This window comes from Pseudoalteromonas fuliginea (assembly GCF_000690055.1).
Classification (GTDB): Bacteria; Pseudomonadota; Gammaproteobacteria; order Enterobacterales; family Alteromonadaceae; genus Pseudoalteromonas; species Pseudoalteromonas fuliginea.
In genome coordinates this window covers 20,582-44,895 of sequence record NZ_JJNZ01000059.1, presented here as the reverse complement: position 1 = coordinate 44,895, position 24,314 = coordinate 20,582, and the positions used below count along the sequence as shown (strand labels likewise).

Genomic DNA, 24,314 nt, shown 5'->3' with positions numbered 1-24,314 from the left:
TAACCTGAACTTACTTACAATAGGCCCATTATTGGCGTGCAAATTCACCTTGCTTTCACTGCAAATCCCTTGCTATAGAAAAATAAATTAAAATATCATTATTGTTCAATATATTAGTAAATCCCTTAACCGGAATTCAGGTTATCTGTATGCATCTCATTTAAACCGCCCCAAAATAAAGACTATCCTGTATCAAATTAACATTCATTTTTTACTATACAGTTCTCATAATCATAATTATTGAACTAAGCTCAATGTCATACAATTATTTAATTACATTGAAACTCTATGAAAAAAATATTTCTTTGCTCACTTATTTTATGCTCTACATCGAGTATTGCTGCTACATCAGCGACAGTTACCTTAGCATCTGATTACTTATTCAATGGTGTAAGTCAAACTCAAGAAGACCCGGCTTTACAAGCAAGTTTTGATTGGGCCGGAGACTCGGGATTGTATGCCGGAATTTGGGGCTCTAATGTCGACTTTGGTGAAGGCACTGATATAGAAGCCGATGGCTACATTGGCTATTACACAAGCTTAGCAGACTCGATTAATCTAGATATTGGTATTGCGCAATATACTTACCATGGTGAAGATTTTAGCTCCGATTATAACTACGCTGAAACTTACGCCAAATTCAATTATGGCAACACGAACCTTAACTTTTGGTACGCATGGGATTACTTTGCTACAGGGGCTGGGCATAGCATCATTATGCTGACGCACAACGTTCCGATTAATGACGTTTTTTCAATTGATATAGGCGCCGATTACTCTATGAGTTTCGACGATGACAAGTGGGAATGGGAGCCTGGTGATGATAATTATATGCATTGGCGTATAACTGCAAACTATACTTGGAATGAGTGGAATTTTACTGCTGGTTATGAAGACACAGATTTAGAAACGTACGGTGATGCAACTTTACTAGCAACCGTTTCAAGAACATTTAACTTCTAAGGGTTTATAAATGAAAACCACATTATTCTTTCTTTTACTTACTTTTTCTAATTTTATAGCTGCTGAAACAGTTTATTTAACATCCTTGGCTTGGCCTCCTTATTCAGATAAATCATTAGAACAACAAGGAGCATCAGTCGCAGTCGCAAAAGCAGCATTTAAGGCCGAAGGACATGAGCTTATCGTAGATTTTTATCCTTGGTCACGTGCCGTTAACTCTGCTTCACAAGCAAATTCTAAGTATGTCGGCTACTTTCCAGAATATATGCATGAAACATCGGATTTTGTTTTTTCTGATGCAACAGGGACTGGACCTCTGGGGCTGCTACAAAATAACGCTAAACCAATTGCCTATTCATCGGTGGGAGACCTTAAAGGTAAACGTATTGGTGTTGTACAAGACTATGTTAATACAAAAGAACTTGATGACATGATTGCCTCTGGCACAATTAAAGGAGACGCAGCTCCTTCTGATGTATTAAATATTAAAAAAGTAGCTGCGGGGCGAATTGATGCTGCAGTAATAGACGCAAACGTACTTAAGTACTTACTGGATACCGATAAATCGCTATCAGCACTAAAAAATAAGGTGGCAATGAACACAACATTATTAGAAGATAAAAAACTATACATTGCCTTTAGAAATGATACTGAAGGGCAAAAATGGCAGAAAATCTATAATCAGGGGCTTACAAAAATAGATGTAAACACCATTATGGCAAATTATCTTAAGTAATTTGGACTTTGAATAGTAAATATATCCCAAGCAACTATTTTCAACATTAACCTCGTTGAATTTAGTTGCAACGAGCCAGCTATTAACGCGTAAATTCGCTTTGCTCTCCTAAAATACCTGGACAGAAAAATAAATGAACTATCGTTCAAAACGTTATCAACAACTTTAACCAGAGTTCCGATTAAGTAAGGAGATATTTTGACTCGTTCAATTCTATTTAGGCTGGTTATTACTACATTAAGCGCTATGGTTTTTGTTTTGCTTTGCTTTGGTGTTTATGATTACACCGCACAAAGCAATCAATTAAAGCTAAAGCTTGATACTGAAATCAATCTTGCAAAAGAGCGTATTGGACTGTCACTACCCAATGCGATGTGGAACTTCCAAGATGAATTAGCCAAAAAGCTAATAAATGCCGAAGTTGCATCCCAAAATATATCCAAAATAGTAGTATACGATACGAATGGAGAGGTATTCGTTGAAACAGATGGTGCAGAAACACCATCAATGACACAAACTGAGTTATTCTACGATGATGCAGGAACACAAAATAAAGTAGGCAAAATTAATCTTTATATTGAGTTTAGTCATATTGAGGCTGTGCTACTTGAACTGGCTATTTTTTCGGTTATAGAAATATTACTACTCGTCACTATTTTAGCTGGAGTTTTAATCTATATTTTCAAAAAATTAGTTGCTCAACCATTATCTGAAGTGGCTGAAAAAATGGCAACCATTGCCAATGGCGATGGTGATTTAACACAAGAGATAATTGTTCGTCGCAACGACGAAATAGGCCAACTCGCGGCTTCATTCAACCAATTTGAACACAAAATTGCTGAGCTTATTAACGGTGTGAAACTATCAGTAGAGGATTCCTTTAACGTTGCTGGGAGTATTTCTAATGTTAGCAGCGAAGGTGTTCACTATTTAACAGAACAACAATCAGAAACAGACCAGATAGCAACTGCAATTACGCAAATGGCATCGTCTGCGGTAGAAATTGAAAATAATGCCAAATTAACGCTAAGCTCCGCCGAAACAGCAAATATAGATGCAAAAAAAGTTCATGACGCATTCCTAAGCTCTATAAATTCAATAGAGAACTTGGTGGGACAATTAGATGAAGCATCAACGGTAATTGCTAGTCTTGAAAATAGCGTGCAAGATATTGTATCTATGCTGGATGTTATTCAAGCGATAGCTGAACAAACCAATTTGCTAGCATTAAATGCCGCTATTGAAGCAGCCAGAGCTGGTGAGCAAGGCCGTGGATTTGCTGTTGTTGCTGATGAAGTACGCTCTTTAGCAAGTAGAACACAAACGAGTACAGCTGAAATTCATGAAACAATTAACAAATTACAACAAGGCTCACAATCTGCTGTTAATGTTATGGGCTTAAGTAAAAGTATGAGTCAAGAAAGCATGAGTGCTGCAAATGCAGCCAGTGAATTAATAGAAAATATATCTGAAGTAATAGAATCTATTACACATATGTCGAGTCACATCTCTAGTGCTGTATCAGAGCAGAGCACTGTTGCTGAAGATCTAAGTAAAAATATCAATGAAGTTGTCAGTGCTGGTCAAAACAGCATGGGGAAAATTGAACAAGTTCAAACATATTCAGAAGATATGAAAACACTCGCTCTTAAACTGAAAAAATCAGTAACTGTTTTTAAAACGTAAAGAAAATAAGCCTTTCAGATATTAGCTAAAAGGCTTATTTTTTATTCCGACTTTTGCTCTCGGCCTAATAGCGCCATAGCTGCATCTTTCATGTCTTTATTTTCATAAAGAACTTTATAAATTTGTTCAGTAATTGGCATTTCCACACCAGTGCGCTGCGCTAACAAATACACTTCTTTAGTATTTCTAAAGCCTTCAACAACTTGGCCAATTGACTTAATAGCAGCATCTACACTTTCGCCTTTACCCAGCGCTAAACCAAATCGACGATTACGTGATTGGTTATCTGTACAGGTTAGTATTAAATCACCAAGGCCAGCCATTCCCATAAAGGTTTCTGGCTTTGCGCCAAGAGCACAACCTAGACGAGTAAGTTCGGCAAGTCCTCTCGTTATGAGCGCTGTACGTGCATTTGCACCAAAGCCTACGCCATCCGAAATACCTGCACCAATTGCAATTACATTTTTAACCGCACCACCAAGTTGAATGCCAATAAAGTCATCATTGTTATACACTCGGAATGAGCGACCACAATGAAGTAAATCCGCAAGCTGCTGGGCAAATTCAGGCGACGTAGAAGACACAGAAATAGCCGTAGGTGAACCCATCGCCATTTCTTTTGCAAATGTGGGACCCGAAAGTACCGCAAGTGGAATATCATCTCCCAATTCTTGCAGTGCAACTTCTTGTAACAAGCGTCCAGTATTAGGCTCAAGCCCTTTGGTAGCCCATGCTACTTTCGCGCCTTTTTGTAATGCTGGTTTAATTTGCTGAAGTGTATCGCCAAAAGCATGGCTTGGCACAACAACAAGTACAATAGCGCTGCTAGCAACGGCACGTTGTAAGTTGGCTTCAAGAGTAAGAGTATCTGGAAAAGGGGCATCTGGTAAGTAACGTTGATTTTTCCGCTCAGCTGCAAGCGTGGCAACGTCGTCGCTATTTCTTCCCCAAAGTGTCACGTTGTGACCATTTCGGGCTAAACAAATAGCAAGGGCGGTGCCGTAAGACCCCGCCCCTAATACAGTAACAGCTGTAGTTGCTGTATTCATGAGTTATGCGTCTGCTGTAACCTGGTCAGCAGGCGCAGTACGTTGTTGCATGTACTGTGCAAATAACGCATCAAAATTTACTGGCGCAAGATTAAGCTGTGGGAATGTACCACGGTTAACAAGGTTTGATACAGCTTCACGTGCATATGGAAATAACACGTTAGGGCAAAATGCACCTAGCATATGTGCAAGTTGCACTTCTTCAACATCAGCAATAGTAAAAATACCCGCTTGTTGAATTTCACATAAAAACGCAGTTTCTTCACCAAGCGAAGCAGTTACTGTTAATGCCAAAACAACTTCAAATACACCCTCATCTAACTTATTAGAACGTGTATCTAAATCTAACTTAACTTCTGGCGTCCATTCTTTTTGAAAAATAGCCGGAGAGTTTGGTGTTTCAAACGACACATCTTTAGTGTAAATACGCTGAATAGTAAATTGTGCGCCGGCTTCTGCAGCTGCTACGTTTTGAGTTTCTTCGTTCATTGTTATTCCTAACTTGTTCGTTATTATAATTAAATTAAGCGTTTAGCTTAGCGTCAAGTTTACCTTGCGCTTCAATAGCCATCATGTCGTCGCAGCCACCGATATGTTCATCATTAATAAAAATTTGCGGTACTGTGCTTGCACCACCTGCTTTGGCAATCATTTCATCGCGTAGCTCAGGCTGTACACCAATATCATAATTTGTGTATTCAACGCCTTTGCTGTTTAAAAGCGAAAGAGCACGCTGACAAAATGGACAATACGCCTTGGTGTATAAAACAACATTACTCATAATAAATCCTCTATCGGCCTAGCTAAACTGATTAGCGACCTGTTGTAGTTGGTAAGCTAGCAGATTGCCACGCACCCATGCCACCGGCTAATAAGTAAACTCGTTCAAAACCAGCTTTACTCATAGCGGCTGCAGTACCTTGGGCAGTCATACCTGTAGTACATACAACTATAATGGGTTTAGTCTTGTACTTTTCAAGGCTTGAAAAGTCAGATTTTTTCGCATTCTCTGGGCTTAAGTGCTCAGCACCAGAAATACGCCCTGTATTAAACTCTTTTTGCGCACGTATATCGATTACTTGACCGTCATCACGGTTAATAAGTAACGTAAGCTGTTGAGGATTTATTTGACGAACAGCTGAAAACTTACTTTTTATCCAGCCACTAACAATAAGAAATACAATACCCACCCAAGCAAGGCTTAAAATTGGGTGATTGGTGATAAATTCAATATATTGATCCATTCGACTTCCACTATAAATTACATCCTAAAACGTAGTGTTTTAGATATTTTAGACTTTAGCCACGCAAGTATACCCAAACCAACTTAAAATGCGAGTTTAGACGTTGTTTAAAAGTACATAAAACGCCCCATATATACCTTATCTAAGTGTGTGTTTACGTTTCTCAGCAGAGTGAAAAAAATTAATATGCGGCTTTGCATGCTGACCCTAGTTACAAAACACGGTATGCTAAAGCCAAACAGGTGCTAACTTTCAGGAGTGACTATGACAGAACATAAAAAACCACTGGTATTAATGATTTTAGACGGTTGGGGGTATCGCGAAGATGAGCAAAGTAATGCTATTTTGGCGGCAAACACGCCAGTACTAGACAACTTATGGGCTACACGCCCTCATACATTAATTTCAGCTTCGGGCTTTGATGTTGGTCTTCCTGATGGGCAAATGGGCAACTCTGAAGTTGGCCATGTAAACTTAGGGGCTGGACGAGTAGTTTATCAAGACTTTACTCGTATCACCAAAGCCATTAATGATGGCGAATTTGATTCAACACCTGCACTTGTTGAAAATATAGATAAAGCTGTGAAAGCAGGTAAAGCCGTTCATATTATGGGCCTATTGAGCCCCGGCGGTGTGCACAGCCACGAAGATCATATCGTTGCAAGTATTGAACTTGCTGCTAAACGTGGTGCTAAAGAAGTCTATTTTCACGCCTTTTTAGATGGCCGTGACACACCACCACGTAGCGCTAAAGCGTCTATTGAACGTATTGAAGCATTATTTAGCGAGCTTAAATGCGGTCGTTTGGCTTCATTAATTGGTCGCTACTACGCCATGGACCGAGATAATCGCTGGAATCGTGTAGAGAAAGCCTATAACGTAATGACTCTTGCCGAGGGCGATTTTAATTACGATAACGGCGTAATAGCACTTGAAGCTGCATATGAGCGCGACGAAAACGACGAATTTGTAGCTGCCACCACAATTACCCCTGCAGGCGCGACACCAGCAACAATAAATGATGGTGATACTATTATATTTGCTAATTTTAGAGCAGATAGAGCCCGCGAAATTACACGTGCATTTGTTGAACCTGATTTTGATGGGTTTACTAAAAAAAGAACGCCTGAGCTTAGTGCTTTTGTAATGATGACAGAATACGCAGCCGACATTAACGCACCAGTGGCATTTGGTCCTACCCCTTTAGTTAATGTTTTAGGTGAGTGGTTTGAAAAAAATGGTAAAACGCAACTACGTATTTCTGAAACCGAAAAGTACGCACACGTTACGTTTTTCTTTAGTGGCGGGCGCGAAAGTGAATTTGAAGGCGAAACACGCGAACTAATTCCTTCGCCGCAAGTAGCAACGTACGATTTACAACCAGAAATGAATTCAGAAATGTTAACCGACAAGCTGGTAGCTGCAATAAAAAGCGGTAAATACGATGCTATTATTTGCAACTACCCTAACGGCGATATGGTTGGTCATTCTGGTGTATTTGAGGCTGCTGTTAAAGCCTGTGAAGCTGTAGATAGCTGCATTGGACGTGTTGTTGATGCGCTAGAAGAGTTTGGTGGTGAAGCGTTAATAACAGCTGACCATGGTAATGCTGAGCAAATGGCTGATCTCAAAACAGGCCAAGCACATACCGCCCACACTAGCGAACCGGTGCATTTTATTTATGTTGGTCGCGATGCAGAGCCAATGCAAGGTAAATCCTTAAGTGATGTAGCCCCAACAATGCTTCACTTAATGGGTATAGAGCAACCAAGAGAAATGACTGGTACGCCTATCATGATGTTGAAATAAAATGAATAAACGTATTAACCGGTTAATTAAGTGCGGCTTAATACTTACTTCGTTAGCGGCTGCACCTGCAGTCGCTAACGAAGACCGCACTAAAAAAGATTTATCCGAAGTACAAAACGCGCTTGAACAAAATCAAGCGCAATATAATGAACAACGAAAAAAAATAGCAAAACTACAAAAAAATCTCAAAAGTCATGAGCTCAACATAGCAAAAAATGCTAAAGCGCTTAATATGGCTGAGCAATCGGTTAAAAAAAACCAACAGCAGCAAAAACTGCAACAACAAAAAGCAGAACAACTTGATCAAAAACACGCCCTATTTCAGCGCATTTTAGCCGCGCAATTAAAAAGTGCCTATATGGCTGGCGGCGATGACTACTCTAAAATGATTTTGAACCAAGAAGACACAGCAAAATTTGAGCGCACTCTCAGTTATTACAATTACTTAAATAAAGCCAGGATAGAGCAAATTGAAGACCTAAAAGCCCTTCAAGAGGAAATAGCTTCTAATCAGATAGAGCTGGCTAAAACAAAACAAAGGTTAATCGCTTTACATGACGAGCAAAAAAGGCGTCAAACTGCTTTGCTTAACGCTCAAAGTGAACGCCAAGCAAATCTTAAAAACTTACAAGCTCAGCTCACAAGTACCAAAAGCTCTATTAATTACCTTAAAGAAAACCAACAAACTTTAATTACAACCATTGAAGAGCTTGAAAAAGAGAAAACGCAAAAGATCGAATTACTCGGCCTAAATAAAAGTAAGGGTAAACTAAATTGGCCGACCAGAGGTAAGTTAGAACACACCTTTGGCCAGCGTAAGCATGGCGGTATTGATTGGAAAGGCGTGTTAATTGGTGCAAAAGAAGGCGTGAATGTTAATAGCGTGCACAATGGCCAAGTTGTATTTGCCGATTGGCTAAAAGGTTATGGCTGGGTGATCGTTGTTGATCATGGTGAAGGCTTTATGAGTTTATACGGCCATGCACAGACACTCCTCAGAGATGTTGGCGATATGGTTAGAGAAGGTGAAACTTTAGCTTTAGTTGGCCAAAGCGGCGGACAAGCAAGTTCTGGTCTATACTTTGAAATACGCCACAAAGGACGCGCAGTAAATCCTGTAAAATGGTGCAGACGTATTTAATTGAATAAACCGCTGCACCGCTCTGGAGCAGCTGATGAAAAACAAAACCCCAACGACATTCTACGAAAAAAAACAAAACACAGGTTTCATTTTAAGCCTGTGTTTACTTGTCTTTATTTTCTTTATCAATAGCGCCTCTGCCAGCTCAGTAAAACAATTGAAGAGGCAACAAATAGACGAAATTTTATTTAATATTCATGCTTATTATGTTGATGACTTAGAATTACAAAATAGCATGCATATAAAATACAACAATCATCAATTTGAACGCTTATATTCAAAGCTCGATCCTTATTCTAAATACCTCGACGAGCATGAACTCACTGCGTTATTTGACAACACAAACGGTCGTTACACAGGCCTTGGTATTGAAGTTAAAAATATTGACGAGCAAATGACTATTATCGATGTTGTTAATAACTCTCCGGCCAAAAATGCAGGGATTTTACCTAACGATATTATAATTAGTATTAATAACCATACTGTTGCAACACTTACAATTGACCAAGTAGCTGCTTTAATAAGGGACAGTAAGTTTGCAAGCATTCACTTAACAGTGCAACGTAATACAAATAAAACCCATATACCTTTTGATGTTACCCGCACCCAAATAGATTTAGAAAGTGTAACCAGTCAGCTTTTAGATACCGGCACTGGCTATTTAGCTATCAATAGCTTTTCCAATCACACACTACATGAGGTAGCAATACAAGTTGCAGCCATGCAAAATCACTATGGTTACCCACTCAAAGGACTGGTCATCGATTTACGCGACAATCCTGGTGGCACCTTAAAAAGTGCTGTGGCAGTATCAGACCTGTTTTTACAAAGCGGCACTATTGTAACCACTAAGGGGCGTTTTTTTGATGCAAATCAAGCCTTTTACGCCAAGCACGGTGATGTGTTAAAAGGTGCACCAATTGTGGTACTCATAAATGAAAACTCGGCTTCAGCAGCTGAAATTTTAGCGGCTGCTTTAAAAGATAATAATCGTGCAAAGATTGTAGGAAGCCAGTCATTCGGTAAAGGCTCTGTTCAATCTCTCATCCCATTAGGTGACGGTAATACAGCCTTAAAACTGACTACAGCAAAATACTTTACGCCTTCAGGTAAATCAATTGATGGTGTAGGAATAACGCCCGATGTGGCGATTAATCAAACAAACCTTTCACAAAACAATAAAGCCGTTATAATAAAAAACGAACAGACTAAAGGTACTCAGCAATTACTTTCAAGTAATTTGGCTGATTTACAATTAGTTAAAGCAAAACAGTTGCTCAGTATGCAATAACATTCGCTTTATTTAGAGCAACTTACTGAGCTTAATAAGATAATAAAAATTATAAATTTGAAAACTATTAACGCAAGCATTACAACGTGGCTTTTATTAGTCACTTGCTTTGTCTCTTTTGATGTTAAAGCGAAGCAAATAGCAATCGTAATTGACGATATAGGCTACCATCAAAGAGATTTAGAGTTCTTAACCTTACCAGGGCAATTGTCATATTCAATTTTGCCTCACACCCCCTATTCGCAAGCTTTTGCTTCGCTAGCGAGTCAGTCAAATAAAGAGCTATTACTTCATGTGCCCATGCAGGCGCTAAATGGGAAAAAACTAGGCCCCGGCGCGCTTACATTAAGTATGAGTAAAGAGCAGCTCCAGCAAACTCTAGGCACTGCCTTAGCTAGTCTGCCACAAGTTAAGGGCGTTAATAATCATATGGGCTCAGCACTAACACAACATAGCCAAGCTATGAAATGGACAATGGAAGTGCTTAAAAAACGCCATTTATACTTTTTAGATAGTCGTACCACAGATTTAAGCCAAGCTCAAAATGCGGCAAACTTTTTAGGTGTTGCTAATATTAGCCGCCAAGTATTTTTAGACAACATTATCACCCCCGAGCAATTGCAGTTAAGGTTTGATGAATTAAAACAGCAAGCAACCGATCACAATTTTGCCATTGCTATCGCCCACCCTTATCCTGAAACTATTGATTTTTTACGTGAAGCGTTACCACAGTTAATAGATCAAGGCTTTGAACTTGTGCCGGTTTCGCAGCTGGTTGAGCGTAAATACATTCAGTTGGCGCAGGCTGAGGGCAAAGGGGTTAGTGCTCGATGATATGTACTTTAATAAGGAAATTATATGTATAGCAAACATGAAAAATAACTAATTTTTTTCCTTGCTGATTATTTTCTGAATCATGGTAAAGAAATACAAACAATTAAACTCCATAGCCAAAGCTTTTACTCTGAAGCTTCAATTAACAAGCTACGTAATTTTCATTTAATAAAATTTATTGTTGCTGAAGTTATAGAGATTTCACCTACCATGATTTCTGAAAGAGAAAAATTAAAAGCCCCACCCAACTATTTTCAAACTTCAAAAGTATGGTGGTTTAGTAAACCTTGGGCTGTCGCGTTAACTACATTAATTATAATTTTACCAGCCATAAAAACATATATAGATATTCTCAGTTACTTATTTAAAGTAGAACCGGTTATCAATTTTAGCACTAGGCAGGTGAAAGCTTACGGCCGTAAACAAAAAAGCCCCGCATTTTCATGCAGGGCTTTTTAAATTTTGCTGCTTGAGCTGTGTTTAGCTCATAGCGCTTTGTAACTTTTTCATCGCTGTTTTTTCAAGCTGACGAACACGTTCGGCTGATACACTGTACTTTTGTGCCAGCTCTTGAAGAGTCGCCTTATCATCAGACAACCAACGTGCGCTAACAATATCTTGCGAGCGTTCATCAAGTGTTTTAAGTGCGCTAAATAAACGCGTATGCGCCTGCTCTTTCCACTGTTGTTGTTCAACGTCGTCAGCCAGATCAGCTGCACCATCCGTTAAATATTGTACTGGAGAGTAAGTACTTGTTGGTGCGTTATCATCGTCGTCACCTGTCAAGTCGAAGCCCATGTCTTGGCCGCTCATACGCGATTCCATTTCACGAACTTCCTTTTCACTCACACCTAACTCGCTCGCAACAGTGCTAACTTCTGCTTGGTTAAACCAACCTAAACGCTTTTTATTTTTGCGAAGATTAAAAAACAATTTACGTTGTGCTTTAGTTGTCGCAACTTTAACTATGCGCCAATTTTTAAGCACAAACTCATGAATTTCTGCTTTAATCCAATGAACTGCAAACGATACTAAACGAACTCCCACTGTAGGGTCGAAACGCTTTACCGCTTTCATCAGGCCTATATTGCCCTCTTGGATTAAGTCTGCTTGTGGTAAACCATAGCCAGAGTAGCTTTTAGCAATATGTGCTACAAAGCGTAAATGCGACATAATGAGTTGCTTGGCAGCACTAAGATCGCCTTCTTCCTGAAGCCTTTTAGCAAGCTCTTGTTCTTGTTCAACCTTAAGCATAGGAATAGTGCTTACCGCTTGAAGGTAACCGTCCATGCTTGCGCTTTGTTGTCCGACTGTAAGTGCCATTGCGTATAAATCTTTACTCATTTTTCACCTCGGTGATAAACATTTGAAACCATCTTAGCACTCTTTAACCAAGAGTGCTAACCCCAATTTAAAACTTTTTTTAATCATAAATCAAGAGGTTTTTTTGCGTTATTTAAGTCTACTATAAGCGGCTGAATAAGTGATGAATTAAAGGGATGCAAGAGGTTCACCTCATCGCAGCACCTCATTTATAACTTATTACCTTGAGGAGAATAGTACACAAACATGACAGTTTTAATAAAGGAGGTACTACCCAACCCGATAGCATACGCATACCGAGCAGGGTTAGTTCACTTATATGGTACATAAGCATCGAACGACTAATAGATTCGAATTATACTTTATCGGGTTCTATTTCTTTAATGTATCGATTTACAGAAAGATACGAACCAATAAAGCCCAAGCTTGTTGCAAGTAAAACTAACAGGCCAAACTCTTTTAATGTTAAACCAATTAACGAAAAACTTGTTTGGTAAACACCCGCTACACTACTAACAGCAGAAGATAGCCACCACATCATTAAAGCAACCGATATGAAGGCAAATAGCCCACCGATAACACCATACCAAATACCTGTCCATAAAAATGGTGCATGAATAAATGTATTAGTAGCCCCAACTAATTTCATTACTTGTATTTCTTCTTTTTTATCCATAATAGATAAACGAATAGTATTACCAATAATAAGCGTGACTGAAGTAAGTAACAGTAGCGTGATCGTTATTACACTCTCTTTTAACAAACTCAACAATGCATTTAAACGCTCTAACCATGCTATATCGAGCTTACCAAAATCAACCTCACGCTCAGCTTCCAGCTTAGTTAAAAGAGCTCTAGCTGCATTAGGCTGACGATCACGCTTAGTTGGCGTGACCAACACAACATCAGGAAGTGGGTTACTATCTAAGTACTCTAATGCTTGCCCAAACCCCGAGACACTTTTAAACTCTGTAAGTGCTTGCTGCTTTGAAATAAATGCCACACTCTCAACTTCGGGATACAGTGCTAAACGTTTCACCAAAGTTTGTGTTTGTTGCTCGCTCATCGTCTCTTTTACAAACAAAGATATTTCGCTTGCTTCTTCAAACCCGCTACTGACTTGTTGAACATTTTTAACCACTAAATAAAGTGTTGCTGGTAGCGTTAAACTCAAACCTAGTACAGCAATTGTCATCATCGAAGCTAAAGGCGTACGCCACATTTCACCAAGGCTGTGTATTCCTTGACGAAAAATATTAATAATAAAAAAATAACCGCCAGCTAATATAGATTTTTTTTGCTTTTCGTTTTTATTTTGGCGCCCCTTAAATAGTAAGCTCATAAAACCTCCTGCGCTAAGGGGTCTTGAAGCATTCGCCCGTCTTTTAAAGTTAAGCTTCTATATCTCATACGCGCAACCAAGCCCAAATCATGAGTAGCAATAAGCACGGTTGTACCGTGTTTATTAAAATCTTCAAATAATCGTAAAATTTCCATCGAAAGTTCAGGGTCAAGGTTACCTGTAGGCTCATCGGCCAATAAAATTGGTGGCGAGTTAACTATCGCGCGAGCAATACCTACGCGCTGTTGTTCGCCGCCAGAAAGCATAGACGGGTGGCACTTCACTTTATCAATTAAGCCCACTTTATCGAGCGCCCCATGAACCCGCTTTGCAATTTGATTATGATGAGTACCCTCAATAATTAATGGCAATGCCACATTATCAAATACAGTATGGCGCTCTAATAAGCGATGATTCTGAAAAATAATACCAATGTCACGACGGGCATAGGGAATTTGACGCGAGTTAACCTTATTTAAATCAACACCGTTGATAAACACGTTACCCGCAGATGGGCGCTCCATTAAGCTAATTAACTTTAATAACGTACTTTTACCTGCACCACTGTGACCAGTTAAAAATGCAAGTTCGCCCGGCTTAATATGAAAATTAACTTTTTCAAGGGCCCGATGCCCTCCTGGGTAGGTTTTACTTACTTGCTGAAAATTTATCATTTTTTATTATGCCAACCTCACCATAAACACGAATGCAATTGGTATTCCTCGCAATTAAAAAGGGAGCAAGCTCCCTCTTAGTAAATTAAACGTCGTCCTCATCTTGGCTAAATAACGCATCAATAAAGTCATCACTCTTAAATGTACGTAAATCATCGATACTTTCGCCAACACCAATATAACGAATTGGAATATTAAACTTATCAGCCACCGCAAAAATAACACCACCTTTTGCAGTTCCATCAAGTTTAGAAAGGGTAATACCAGTTAAGCCTACACACTGATTAAACAAATTCACTTGGCTAATCGCATTTTGCCCTGTGCCTGCGTCAATCGTTAACATCACTTCATGCGGCGCATCAGGGTCAATTTTTTTCATTACACGTGCTATTTTTTCAAGCTCTTGCATTAAATTATCTTTATTTTGCAAGCGCCCAGCTGTATCGGCGATTAATACATCCACTTTACGAGCTTTCGCGGCTTGAAATGCGTCAAAAACAACTGAAGCACTATCAGCGCCAGTGTGTTGTGCAATAACAGGAATACTATTGCGCTCACCCCATACTTGAAGTTGCTCAACAGCAGCCGCTCTAAACGTATCACCAGCAGCCAACATAACCGACTTACCTTCGTTTTGAAATTGCTTAGCCAGTTTACCAATAGTCGTGGTTTTACCTACACCATTCACACCCACCATCAGTATTACGAATGGTTTTTTATCAGTTGGTATCACTAAAGGCTGCTCTGCAGTTTTAAGCATAGTGGCCATTTCTTGTTTCATTAGCTCGTAAAGTGCATCGCCATCTTTTAACTGTTTACGATTAGCCCCATCTGTTAATCGATCGATTAACTTCATGGTTGTATCAACGCCCAAATCGGCAGTTAATAGCTGGGTTTCCAGCTCTTCAAATAAATCGTCATCAATTTTTTTGCCGCTAAATATAGATGCAAATCCAGATCCAATATTAACGCGAGTTTTTAATAAGCCTTTTTTAAGGCGAGAAAAAAAACCTTCTTTTTTGGGTTTATCTTCTTTCTCCGCTTTAAGTTTTTCAGCCTCAATACTCGCTTGCTCTAAACGCTCACTTTCAACTTTTTCAGCCGCAACTCGCGCTTGTTCTAGACGATCGCTTTCAGCTTGTTCAGCTGCAACACGCGCCAGCTCTAAGCGCTCGTTTTCAGTTTTTTCAGCCGCAACACGCGCCAGCTCTAAACGCTCGCTTTCAGCTTGTTCTGCCGCAACACGCGCCTGCTCTAAACGCTCGTTTTCAGCTTTTTCAGCCTCAATACGCGCTTGCTCTAAACGATCGCTTTCAGCTTTTTCAGCCTCAATACGTGCTTGCTCTAAACGCTCGGTTTCAGCTTTTTCAGCCTCAATACGTGCTTGCTCTAAACGCTCGGTTTCAACTTTTTCAGCCTCAATACGCGCTTGTTCTAGACGATCGCTTTCTGCTTTTTCAGCCTCAACACGCGCTTTCTCTAAACGCTCGATTTCAACTTTTTCAGCCTCAATACGTGCTTGCTCTAAACGCTCGGTTTCAACTTTTTCAGCCTCAATACGCGCTTGTTCTAGACGATCGCTTTCAGCTTGTTCAGCTGCAACTCGTGCTTGCTCTAAACGCTCGGTTTCAACTTTTTCAGCCTCAATACGTGCTTGCTCTAAACGCTCGGCTTCAGCTTTTTCAGCCGCAATTCGCTCTTGCTCAAGGCGCATTTGCATTTCTTGTTCGGCTAAACGCTGTTGCAGCTCTAATTGTTTTGCGTGGGCATCAGCTTGTTCTTTTGCCAATAATTCAGCATTTGCTTGTTCAACCGCTAACTTTTCAGCTTGCTCTGCATCGTGCTTCTCTGTTTCAGCGCGCTCTTGCTCTATACGCTCAGCTTCTTGTTGTTCGGCCAACGCTTGTTGGTTATTAGTTTCTTTTACTTGCTCTGCTTGTTTTTCATCTGACTTACCAAAACCAAACCAAGACAGGAATTTACTTTTTTTTGCCATACTTGCTAATAACCACTTATAAAAATCTGATAAACTAAAATTTGAAAATAGCTTTATTGTGCTCGGCAATATCTGCCAGCAAAAAAACAGTTCAAAACATTAAGAGCTAAATAGTAACACTTTTAATGCAGTTGAAAAATGAAGCTATACGTAATCTACTGCAATATTATCTGAGCTAGATCCCAGATACCATTTTTTAGTGAGCTAAATGAGAAATAAAACGGCGCAAAATAAAGTAATTAATAAATCAAGTGATGGCTTTATTAGAATTATAAGCGGTCAATTTCGTGGCAGAAAGCTACCAGTAAAGGATGTGCAAGGTCTGCGTCCAACCACCGATCGCATAAAAGAAACAGTATTTAACTGGTTAATGCAAGATACACGAGATACAAACGTACTTGATTGCTTTGCCGGCTCTGGTGGTTTAGGGTTTGAAGCATTATCTCGTTTTGCTAAAAGCGCTACTTTTATTGAGCTTGATTTATTAGCAGCAACGCAATTAGAACACAATATAACAACTTTAAAATTGCAAAACGCGCACGTAAAAAATATAAATACATTATCGTTTTTAGAACAAAAAAACCTAAATGAACCTTTTGACCTCGTTTTCGTTGATCCCCCTTTTCGTAAAAACCTAGCCCAAATTAGCTGCGATTTTTTAGAAAAGAATCAATGGCTCAGCTCAGAAGCTTTAATTTACGTTGAAGTTGAAAGTGATTTAAACTCATTCACAAAACCAGATAACTGGCTGTTAATTAAAGAAAAAAAAGCTGGCCAAGTGTTTTCTAGGTTGTACCAACGCCAATCAAATTAATACTGTTTTACATGATGTGTTTCTGTTAATATTGTCCTTTACATGTGGTGTTGCTTCGGATTACAATACCGCACCATTTTTGAACCACTTGATCAATGTTTGATCAACTTGAGCAACGCTCATAATTTAGGTAGGTGAATTTTTAATGCCAGTAATTAAAGTAAGAGAGAACGAACCGTTTGACGTAGCACTTCGTCGCTTCAAGCGTTCATGTGAAAAAGCAGGAATCCTTTCAGAAGTTCGTCGTCGCGAGCACTATGAAAAACCAACAGCTGAACGTAAACGTAAAAAAGCTGCTGCAGTTAAACGTCACATGAAAAAACTTTCTCGTGATAACGCTCGTCGCGTTAAATTATACTAATATATTAGGTTTTGTATAAATGAGCCTTTTAATAACGCTAAAAGATGCGCAAAAAGATGCGATGAGAGCCAAAGACAAGCAACGTCTTAACCCTATTCGTATGGTACTTGCTGCAATCAAGCAACGTGAAATTGACGAGCAAATAACGCTAGACGACGCAGGTATTACCTCCGTTATAGTGAAGCTTGTTAAACAACGTCGTGACTCTTACACTCAGTACAAAGATGCTGGGCGTGATGATTTAGCTGATATTGAAGCCAATGAAATAGTAGCGCTTGAAACTTTTTTACCTCAACAATTGAGTGAAGAAGAAATCATTGCTCTCATTGACGCGGCTATTGCTGATACTAATGCAGCAGGTATGCAAGACATGGGTAAAGTAATGGGTATAATCAAAAGCAAGGCTGAGGGTCGCGCCGATATGGGCAAGATCTCTGGTTTAATTAAGCAACGATTAACTGCCTAATACTCCCACATACATTAAAGTATGATTGAAGTAAACCGAGCCTTGTGCTCGGTTTCTTTGTTTTTAACTTTAATAAAAAGTGCTTCAATGTGGTTATTTAAAGATAAAATTATTTATAGCTACTCTGTTTATTTAGCTTTCGTTTTGGTAAGTTAAAGCACGTTATACTCTGCGCCAAGCGAGTATAAAAAGTAAATTTCATATTCGTTATTTTTATCATTATCTCAGGACTGCATTTTACTAATGGCTGGAAAGATCCCACGTAACTTTATAGACGATTTACTTGCCAGAACCGATATTGTCGACCTGATAGACTCAAAAGTAGGTCTAAAAAAAGCAGGTAAAGATTATCAAGCTTGCTGCCCTTTTCATAATGAAAAGTCCCCTTCGTTCACGGTATCTCAAGATAAGCAGTTTTATCATTGTTTTGGCTGTGGCGCTAACGGGAATGCGATTTCATTTATAATGGAATACGAAAAGCTCGAGTTTGTTGATGCTATTGAAGAAATAGCCAGCATGCTTAATTTAGAAGTACCTCGAGAACAAGGCACAAGTTCAGCACCAGAACGCACCGCAGCACAAAAGCGCTCTGATTACGATTTAATGCTTCACACAGCACGCTTTTATCAACACCAATTAAAACACCACAGCAATTCAACGGCTGTAATAGACTACGTTAAGGGCCGAGGTTTAAGTGGTGAAATAGTTAAAAAATTTATGATTGGTTACGCTCCAAGTGAATGGGATGGTTTATGCCTACAGCTTGGCCGCAACAAAGAACAAAAAGAGCAATTAGTTGAGCTAAAGCTCGCTTCAGAAAAAACACCAGGCAGACAATTTGATTTTTTCCGCGACCGCTTAATGTTCCCTATTCGCGATAAACGCGGACGTGTTATCGCCTTTGGTGGGCGTGTAATGCAAGCCGACCAAGGTCCTAAATATTTAAACTCTCCAGAAACCAGAATTTTTCATAAAGGTTTTGAGTTATATGGTTTATATGAGGCAAAACAAGCTCATAAAAAGTTAGATCATGTACTTATTGTAGAAGGTTATATGGATGTGGTGGCGCTTGCTGAACAAGGTATTGAATATGCTGTTGCTGCACTTGGTACTGCAACTACGAGCGAACACATGCACACCCTTTTTAGAACAACAGATAAAGTTATTTGTTGTTACGATGGGGATCGCGCAGGGCGAGATGCAGCGTGGCGAGCACTTGAAAATGCTCTTCCTTATTTGAATGACGGAAAAGCCTTAAATTTTGTTTTTTTACCCGATGGTGAAGACCCTGACTCTCTAGTACAAAAAGAAGGTAAAGAGCTGTTTGAACAACGCTTGAGTGAAGCCGATGACTTTACTAAAGTATTATTCAATAAATTAAGCCTAGAAATAGATTTAACACTCGATTCTGGCAAGGCAAAATTACTTAGTGCTGCACTGCCATTAATAGAAAAAATACCCAGTGAGTTTTATCAAGAAAACATTCTTGAACAACTCGGTCGTTTAATTGGTCGAACACGTGAGCAGCTTAATAGTCGCTTAAAAACACCTAAGCAACAGCACTCTATTGAGCGAAAATTTAAAATAACACCTATGCGACAGGCCATTGGTATTTTAATTCAGCACCCACAATTGGCTAAAAGTATTCCTTATTTGCCCGATTTAGCGCAAATGAGCATAGCCGGTATTGGATTATTACTGCGCCTACAAGAACAAGCATTAGAAAAAGAGAATGTTACCACCGCGCAATTACTCGAATTTTTTAGAGGAACTGAAGATTACGAGCCATTAATCAAGCTTGCAACGTGGCAACACGAAATAAATGAAGAGCGTTTAGAGACTGTTTTTCAAAATACTTTTAAATTTATTGAAGATCAGTGTTTAAATTATCGACTAGAGACCTTATTAATAAAGGACAAGACACAAGGTCTCAATAGCGATGAAAGACTTGAATGTCATTTGTTAATGACAGCGTTAAAAGCCACTAACAGCTAGTCAGATCTAATTTTGGCTGTTATACTGTGCTATTCACTGCGTCACATTATTCTAGTTGGCTTAAATGCAAACTACATGATGGCGCCTGTTGTATCAACTTATCAGAGTGGAAGAAAAAATCTCTATGGATCCAACTCCTCAGTCACAATTAAAACTTCTGATTCAGAAAGGTAAAGAGCAAGGCTACTTAACTTTTGCAGAAGTAAATGATCACCTTCCACAAGACATTATAGACTCAGATCAAGTAGAAGATATCATAAGCATGATTAATGATATGGGTATCAAGGTTAGCGAAAATGCGCCTGATGCTGATGAATTAATGATGCAAGAAACAACGACAGACGAAGACGCAGCAGAAGCTGCCGCTGCAGCCCTTGCGACTGTAGAAAAAGAAATCGGCCGTACAACTGATCCGGTACGCATGTACATGCGTGAAATGGGTACTGTTGAACTTCTGACACGTGAAGGCGAAATTGTAATCGCTAAACGTATTGAAGAAGGCATTAATCAAGTTCAGATTTCTGTTGCAGAGTACCCTGAAGCAATCACTTACCTACTTGAACAGTGGGATAAGTTTGAAGCTGAAGAAATGCGTTTAAGCGATATCATCGTTGGATTTATCGATCCGAATGAAGATACAGCGCCAATTTCAGCAACTAATATTGGTTCAGAATTAAGTGCTAAGCAACTTGACGACGATGATAAAGACGACAAAGACGATGCTGATAGCGACGATGAAGATGAAGAAGAGATAGACACAGGACCAGATCCTGAAGAAGCTCGCATTCATTTTGAAAATCTACGTGATTTATACAACAAAGCACGTGATACGTTTGAAGCTAAAGGTCGTTCGCACCCTGAATCACAAGCAGCCATTTTTGAAATTGGCGAGCTTTTCAGAACCTTTAAATTAATACCTAAACAGTTTGACCGCATGGTAAATAACATGCGTGAAATGATGGACAGAGTTCGCGTTCAAGAACGTCTAATCATGAAACAAGCTGTACAAATTGCTAAATTACCGAAGAAAACGTTCGTTAAGCACTTTGCTAACAACGAAACTGACGCTTCTTGGGTTGATTTAGAAATTTCAGGTAACGAAAAGTATTCAGCTAAGCTTGAAGAAGTTAAGCCAGAAATTATTCGTAGTATTAATAAATTATCTGTTATTGAACAAACAACAGGTTTAAGCATTGAGCGTATTAAAGACATTAACCGTCGAATGAGCATTGGTGAAGCGAAAGCACGCCGCGCGAAAAAAGAAATGGTTGAAGCTAACTTACGTCTTGTAATCTCAATTGCTAAAAAATATACAAACCGTGGCTTACAATTCTTGGATTTGATCCAAGAAGGTAACATTGGTCTGATGAAAGCCGTTGATAAGTTTGAATATCGCCGTGGTTATAAGTTCTCGACTTATGCTACGTGGTGGATACGTCAAGCAATCACTCGCTCTATTGCTGACCAAGCAAGAACAATCCGTATTCCGGTACATATGATTGAAACGATTAATAAACTTAACCGTATTTCTCGTCAAATGTTACAAGAAATGGGTCGTGAGCCAAATCCAGAAGAATTAGCAGAACGCATGATGATGCCTGAGGATAAAATCCGTAAGGTACTTAAGATTGCTAAAGAGCCAATTTCAATGGAAACACCAATCGGTGATGATGAAGATTCTCACTTAGGTGACTTTATCGAAGATACAACCATTGATTCGCCAATCGATTCGGCAACAATGGAGTCTCTTCGAGGCGCAACTAACGATGTACTTGCAGGCCTAACAGCTCGTGAAGCTAAAGTACTACGTATGCGTTTTGGTATTGATATGAATACCGACCACACCTTAGAAGAAGTAGGTAAACAGTTTGACGTAACACGTGAACGTATTCGTCAAATAGAAGCGAAAGCGCTGCGTAAATTACGCCACCCTTCTCGCTCAGATTTACTGAAAAGCTTTTTAGACGCTAAATAATTTAGCGCTACTATATAAACTAAAAAGGCCGCTATAGCGGCCTTTTTTCTATTTGAAGGAAATAACCATGGCTTGGATCCAAATTCGTATTAATGCCAATGCTGCAACAGCTGATGCCGTAAGCGACCTATTAATGGAAGCGGGTAGCGCTTCAGTAACCTTTATTGACGCAAAAGATACCCCTATTTACGAGCCTAAAATTGGCACTGTTGTGTTCTGGGCTGATACCACAGTCATTGGCTTGTTCGAAGCTAATCACGATATGAATGCAGTCGTTGCGTTATTGAAGCGCCATGATGAGCTAAAAGACAATTTAGTATACAAAATCGAGCAACTTGAAGATAAAGACTGGGAACGTGAATGGATGGATAACTTCCACCCTATTCAATTTGGCGAAAAACTATGGATTTGCCCAAGCTGGCGCGACATTCCAGACCCTGATGCAGTAAATGTATTGCTAGACCCAGGCCTTGCTTTTGGCACAGGCACACATGCAACAACGGCCTTGTGCCTTAAGTGGTTAGAAAGCCAAGATCTGACGGGGAAAACGGTTGTTGATTTTGGTTGTGGCTCAGGCATTTTAGGTATTGCAGCTATAAAACTAGGTGCAGAGCGTATGATTGGGATAGATATTGACCCTCAAGCGCTTGAGGCAAGCCTTGATAACGCTAACCGAAATGGTGTTGCAGACAAACTCGAAGTATACCTTCCAGAAAACCAACCTGAGTTTAGTGCTGATATTGTGGTGGCTAATATTTTGGCGCAACCGCTGCGTGAACTTCACAGTGTAATTTTGGGATTACTCAAGCCAGGTGGAAAAATTGCTATGTCGGGCATATTAGAAGAGCAAGCCCAATCGGTTGCCGATATTTACGCGCCGTTTATTGAGCTAGATGACATTGCCGTTGAAGGTGATTGGACTCGAGTGAGTGGCACTAAAAAAGCGTAATAAACTGCACAATCAAATTTAGAGCATTAACTCAAAACATGCATGTAAAGCCTGTATTTAACAGGCTTTACTATTTTTTTACATAATAAAAAATAAACTTATTTTGTTGCAAAAACAAAATACGCTCAAATTTCGCACAAATAAAGCCATTCCTCATACGGTTATCAAATGTCAATACGAAAAGGGCAAAAAAAAGTCACTTTTGTTCAATTTATAGCCTTTGATTTTTGCTAAAAAAACCGTAAACTTAGCGCCCCTTGAAAAGAGGCCTATTGAATATAGTGCGTATCGGTAAATACCAACTTGAGAATAATGTAATTGTCGCGCCAATGGCAGGCATTACAGACAGACCATTTAGACAACTTTGTCGACGCTTAGGTGCGGGCTTAGCTGTGTCTGAAATGCTATCGTCAAATCCTAAGGTTTGGAAAACAGAAAAGTCGATGAATCGTATGGATCACAGCGGTGAATCGGGTATACGTGCTGTGCAAATTGCAGGAGCAGATCCTGAGCTTATGGCGCAGGCCGCACAATTCAATGTTGCTAACGGTGCACAGATCATAGATATCAATATGGGGTGCCCAGCAAAAAAAGTGAACAAGAAACTCGCAGGCTCTGCCTTATTACAGTTTCCTGAACTTGTGGAAGAGATTATTGATGCAGTCGTTAACGCTGTAGATATACCTGTAACACTTAAAATCCGTACAGGATGGGATCCGGATAACCGTAATGGTGTAGAGATTGCGAGAATAGCTGAACGTTATGGCATTGCATCACTTGCTGTACATGGGCGAACGCGCGCATGTATGTACAAAGGTGATGCTGAGTACGCCACGATTAGGGATATAAAACGTTCAGTGTCGATTCCTGTTGTTGCCAATGGTGATATTACATCACCAGAAAAAGCAAAACAGGTTTTAGACTATACGGGTGCAGATGCCATTATGATTGGCCGAGCCGCCCAAGGTCGCCCTTGGATATTTAGGGAGATAGACCACTATTTGCAAACTGGGGAACATTTACAGCCGCCTGCTATTGCAGAGGTGCGCAGTATATTAATGGAGCATTTAACAAACCTCCATATGTTTTACGGTGAGCCAATGGGAGCGCGAATTGCTCGCAAACATGTATCTTGGTATTTGCAAACCCATGACAGTGATGGTCAGTTTAGGCGAGTATTTAATGCGCTCGACAACCCACAGGCACAGGTCGTCGCATTAGAGCAATACTTTAAAACACTAGCAGCTAACTAAGAAAGAAAGAGACTTAATAATGTTCGAACAAAACGTGACTTCTCCATTTATCACTAACCCTCATGTTCAGTCACACGAGAAACCGCAGCCATTGCGTGATGCAGTAAAAAAAGCTGTTCACCACTATTTAAAGCAGCTTAACGGTCAAGATGTGCAAGACGTTTACGACCTTGTTCTTTCAGAGCTAGAAGCGCCATTACTTGAAGAAGTGATGACATATACACGTGGTAACCAAACTCGTGCAGCAATTTTACTAGGTATCAACCGTGGTACTTTACGTAAAAAGCTTAAAAAATACGGCATGAACTAATACCAATTATATTGAAAGCGTAAGTATTCTAACGAGCTAAACAAGCCCATAACGTCGTTAATAATTTTTTATGTAGAATAACTACACAGCAAAATTTTTGCCT

At 39.6% G+C, this 24,314-nt stretch carries 23 protein-coding genes; 15 read left to right on the top strand and 8 right to left on the bottom strand.

Going from position 1 to position 24,314, the window contains the following annotated elements; translation table 11 throughout:
• Positions 1 to 288: 288 nt before the first annotated feature.
• The 3 genes from DC53_RS05375 (at position 289) to DC53_RS05385 (ending at position 3,385) form a co-directional block, all read left to right on the top strand.
• Positions 289 to 963: a TorF family putative porin gene (locus DC53_RS05375; protein WP_033031053.1), complete on the top strand. Its 675-nt coding sequence runs from the start codon at positions 289 to 291 to the stop codon at positions 961 to 963.
• A gap of 10 nt (positions 964 to 973) precedes the next feature.
• A complete protein-coding gene (locus DC53_RS05380; RefSeq protein ID WP_007376041.1) occupies positions 974 to 1,699 on the top strand; it encodes a substrate-binding periplasmic protein in 726 nt (241 codons plus the stop codon).
• 198 nt (positions 1,700 to 1,897) lie between these two features.
• Positions 1,898 to 3,385 (top strand): methyl-accepting chemotaxis protein, encoded by a 1,488-nt coding sequence (locus tag DC53_RS05385; RefSeq protein ID WP_007376040.1) that lies wholly within the window; start codon positions 1,898 to 1,900, stop codon positions 3,383 to 3,385.
• 41 nt (positions 3,386 to 3,426) lie between these two features.
• Here the strand turns inward: DC53_RS05385 and gpsA are convergent, their stop codons facing one another.
• Genes gpsA through DC53_RS05405 form a run of 4 tightly spaced genes read right to left on the bottom strand, consistent with a single transcriptional unit; the run spans position 3,427 to position 5,678 of the window.
• Complete coding sequence (gene gpsA, locus DC53_RS05390; protein WP_007376039.1) at positions 3,427 to 4,434, bottom strand: NAD(P)H-dependent glycerol-3-phosphate dehydrogenase; 1,008 nt, start codon at positions 4,432 to 4,434, stop codon at positions 3,427 to 3,429.
• A gap of 3 nt (positions 4,435 to 4,437) precedes the next feature.
• Positions 4,438 to 4,923: a protein-export chaperone SecB gene (secB, locus tag DC53_RS05395; RefSeq protein ID WP_007376038.1), complete on the bottom strand. Its 486-nt coding sequence runs from the start codon at positions 4,921 to 4,923 to the stop codon at positions 4,438 to 4,440.
• A 34-nt stretch (positions 4,924 to 4,957) separates the two neighbouring features.
• On the bottom strand, positions 4,958 to 5,215 hold the full coding sequence (gene grxC / locus DC53_RS05400) for a glutaredoxin 3 (protein ID WP_002957783.1): 258 nt from the start codon (positions 5,213 to 5,215) through the stop codon (positions 4,958 to 4,960).
• A gap of 31 nt (positions 5,216 to 5,246) precedes the next feature.
• The gene (locus DC53_RS05405) at positions 5,247 to 5,678 is read right to left on the bottom strand and encodes a rhodanese-like domain-containing protein (RefSeq protein ID WP_008136789.1); all 432 of its coding nucleotides are present in this window, start codon (positions 5,676 to 5,678) and stop codon (positions 5,247 to 5,249) included.
• A gap of 264 nt (positions 5,679 to 5,942) precedes the next feature.
• On the opposite strand from DC53_RS05405, the gene gpmM reads away from it, so the two are divergent.
• The 4 genes from gpmM to DC53_RS05425 all read left to right on the top strand — a co-directional run bounded on the left by gpmM (position 5,943) and on the right by DC53_RS05425 (position 10,753).
• Positions 5,943 to 7,487, top strand: a complete 1,545-nt coding sequence (gpmM, locus tag DC53_RS05410) for a 2,3-bisphosphoglycerate-independent phosphoglycerate mutase (protein ID WP_033031051.1) — start codon at positions 5,943 to 5,945, stop codon at positions 7,485 to 7,487.
• A gap of 1 nt (position 7,488) precedes the next feature.
• Entirely contained in the window at positions 7,489 to 8,628 is a 1,140-nt protein-coding gene (locus tag DC53_RS05415; RefSeq protein WP_008136785.1) for a murein hydrolase activator EnvC family protein, read from the top strand.
• A 34-nt stretch (positions 8,629 to 8,662) separates the two neighbouring features.
• A complete protein-coding gene (locus DC53_RS05420; RefSeq protein ID WP_007376034.1) occupies positions 8,663 to 9,919 on the top strand; it encodes a S41 family peptidase in 1,257 nt (418 codons plus the stop codon).
• Positions 9,920 to 9,985: 66 nt separating this feature from the next.
• Positions 9,986 to 10,753 carry a divergent polysaccharide deacetylase family protein gene (locus tag DC53_RS05425; RefSeq protein WP_420892174.1) on the top strand — a complete coding sequence of 256 codons (768 nt, stop codon included), beginning with the start codon at positions 9,986 to 9,988 and terminating at the stop codon, positions 10,751 to 10,753.
• 480 nt (positions 10,754 to 11,233) lie between these two features.
• Here the strand turns inward: DC53_RS05425 and rpoH are convergent, their stop codons facing one another.
• The 4 genes from rpoH to ftsY form a co-directional block, all read right to left on the bottom strand.
• Entirely contained in the window at positions 11,234 to 12,097 is an 864-nt protein-coding gene (gene rpoH / locus DC53_RS05435; RefSeq protein WP_007376032.1) for an RNA polymerase sigma factor RpoH, read from the bottom strand.
• Positions 12,098 to 12,431: 334 nt separating this feature from the next.
• Positions 12,432 to 13,418, bottom strand: a complete 987-nt coding sequence (ftsX, locus tag DC53_RS05440; RefSeq protein ID WP_007376031.1) for a permease-like cell division protein FtsX — start codon at positions 13,416 to 13,418, stop codon at positions 12,432 to 12,434.
• A complete protein-coding gene (gene ftsE, locus DC53_RS05445) occupies positions 13,415 to 14,092 on the bottom strand; it encodes a cell division ATP-binding protein FtsE (protein WP_007376030.1) in 678 nt (225 codons plus the stop codon). The genes ftsX and ftsE overlap by 4 nt, the downstream gene beginning before the upstream one ends.
• 85 nt (positions 14,093 to 14,177) lie before the next feature.
• Complete coding sequence (gene ftsY, locus DC53_RS05450) at positions 14,178 to 16,088, bottom strand: signal recognition particle-docking protein FtsY (RefSeq protein WP_033031085.1); 1,911 nt, start codon at positions 16,086 to 16,088, stop codon at positions 14,178 to 14,180.
• Positions 16,089 to 16,296: 208 nt separating this feature from the next.
• Here ftsY and rsmD point away from each other — a divergent pair, with 208 nt between their 5' ends.
• The 8 genes from rsmD to fis all read left to right on the top strand — a co-directional run bounded on the left by rsmD (position 16,297) and on the right by fis (position 24,211).
• Positions 16,297 to 16,902, top strand: a complete 606-nt coding sequence (gene rsmD, locus DC53_RS05455) for a 16S rRNA (guanine(966)-N(2))-methyltransferase RsmD (RefSeq protein ID WP_007376028.1) — start codon at positions 16,297 to 16,299, stop codon at positions 16,900 to 16,902.
• A gap of 145 nt (positions 16,903 to 17,047) precedes the next feature.
• Entirely contained in the window at positions 17,048 to 17,263 is a 216-nt protein-coding gene (rpsU, locus tag DC53_RS05460) for a 30S ribosomal protein S21 (RefSeq protein ID WP_002957797.1), read from the top strand.
• A gap of 19 nt (positions 17,264 to 17,282) precedes the next feature.
• Positions 17,283 to 17,729 (top strand): GatB/YqeY domain-containing protein, encoded by a 447-nt coding sequence (locus DC53_RS05465; RefSeq protein WP_007376027.1) that lies wholly within the window; start codon positions 17,283 to 17,285, stop codon positions 17,727 to 17,729.
• A gap of 243 nt (positions 17,730 to 17,972) precedes the next feature.
• Complete coding sequence (gene dnaG / locus DC53_RS05470; RefSeq protein WP_008136894.1) at positions 17,973 to 19,724, top strand: DNA primase; 1,752 nt, start codon at positions 17,973 to 17,975, stop codon at positions 19,722 to 19,724.
• Positions 19,725 to 19,848: 124 nt separating this feature from the next.
• A complete protein-coding gene (gene rpoD / locus DC53_RS05475; protein WP_007376024.1) occupies positions 19,849 to 21,699 on the top strand; it encodes an RNA polymerase sigma factor RpoD in 1,851 nt (616 codons plus the stop codon).
• A 67-nt stretch (positions 21,700 to 21,766) separates the two neighbouring features.
• Complete coding sequence (prmA, locus tag DC53_RS05480; protein WP_002957801.1) at positions 21,767 to 22,648, top strand: 50S ribosomal protein L11 methyltransferase; 882 nt, start codon at positions 21,767 to 21,769, stop codon at positions 22,646 to 22,648.
• 281 nt (positions 22,649 to 22,929) lie between these two features.
• A complete protein-coding gene (gene dusB / locus DC53_RS05485; RefSeq protein WP_198022396.1) occupies positions 22,930 to 23,901 on the top strand; it encodes a tRNA dihydrouridine synthase DusB in 972 nt (323 codons plus the stop codon).
• A 19-nt stretch (positions 23,902 to 23,920) separates the two neighbouring features.
• A complete protein-coding gene (fis, locus tag DC53_RS05490) occupies positions 23,921 to 24,211 on the top strand; it encodes a DNA-binding transcriptional regulator Fis (protein ID WP_002957804.1) in 291 nt (96 codons plus the stop codon).
• The last annotated feature ends 103 nt before the right edge of the window (positions 24,212 to 24,314 follow it).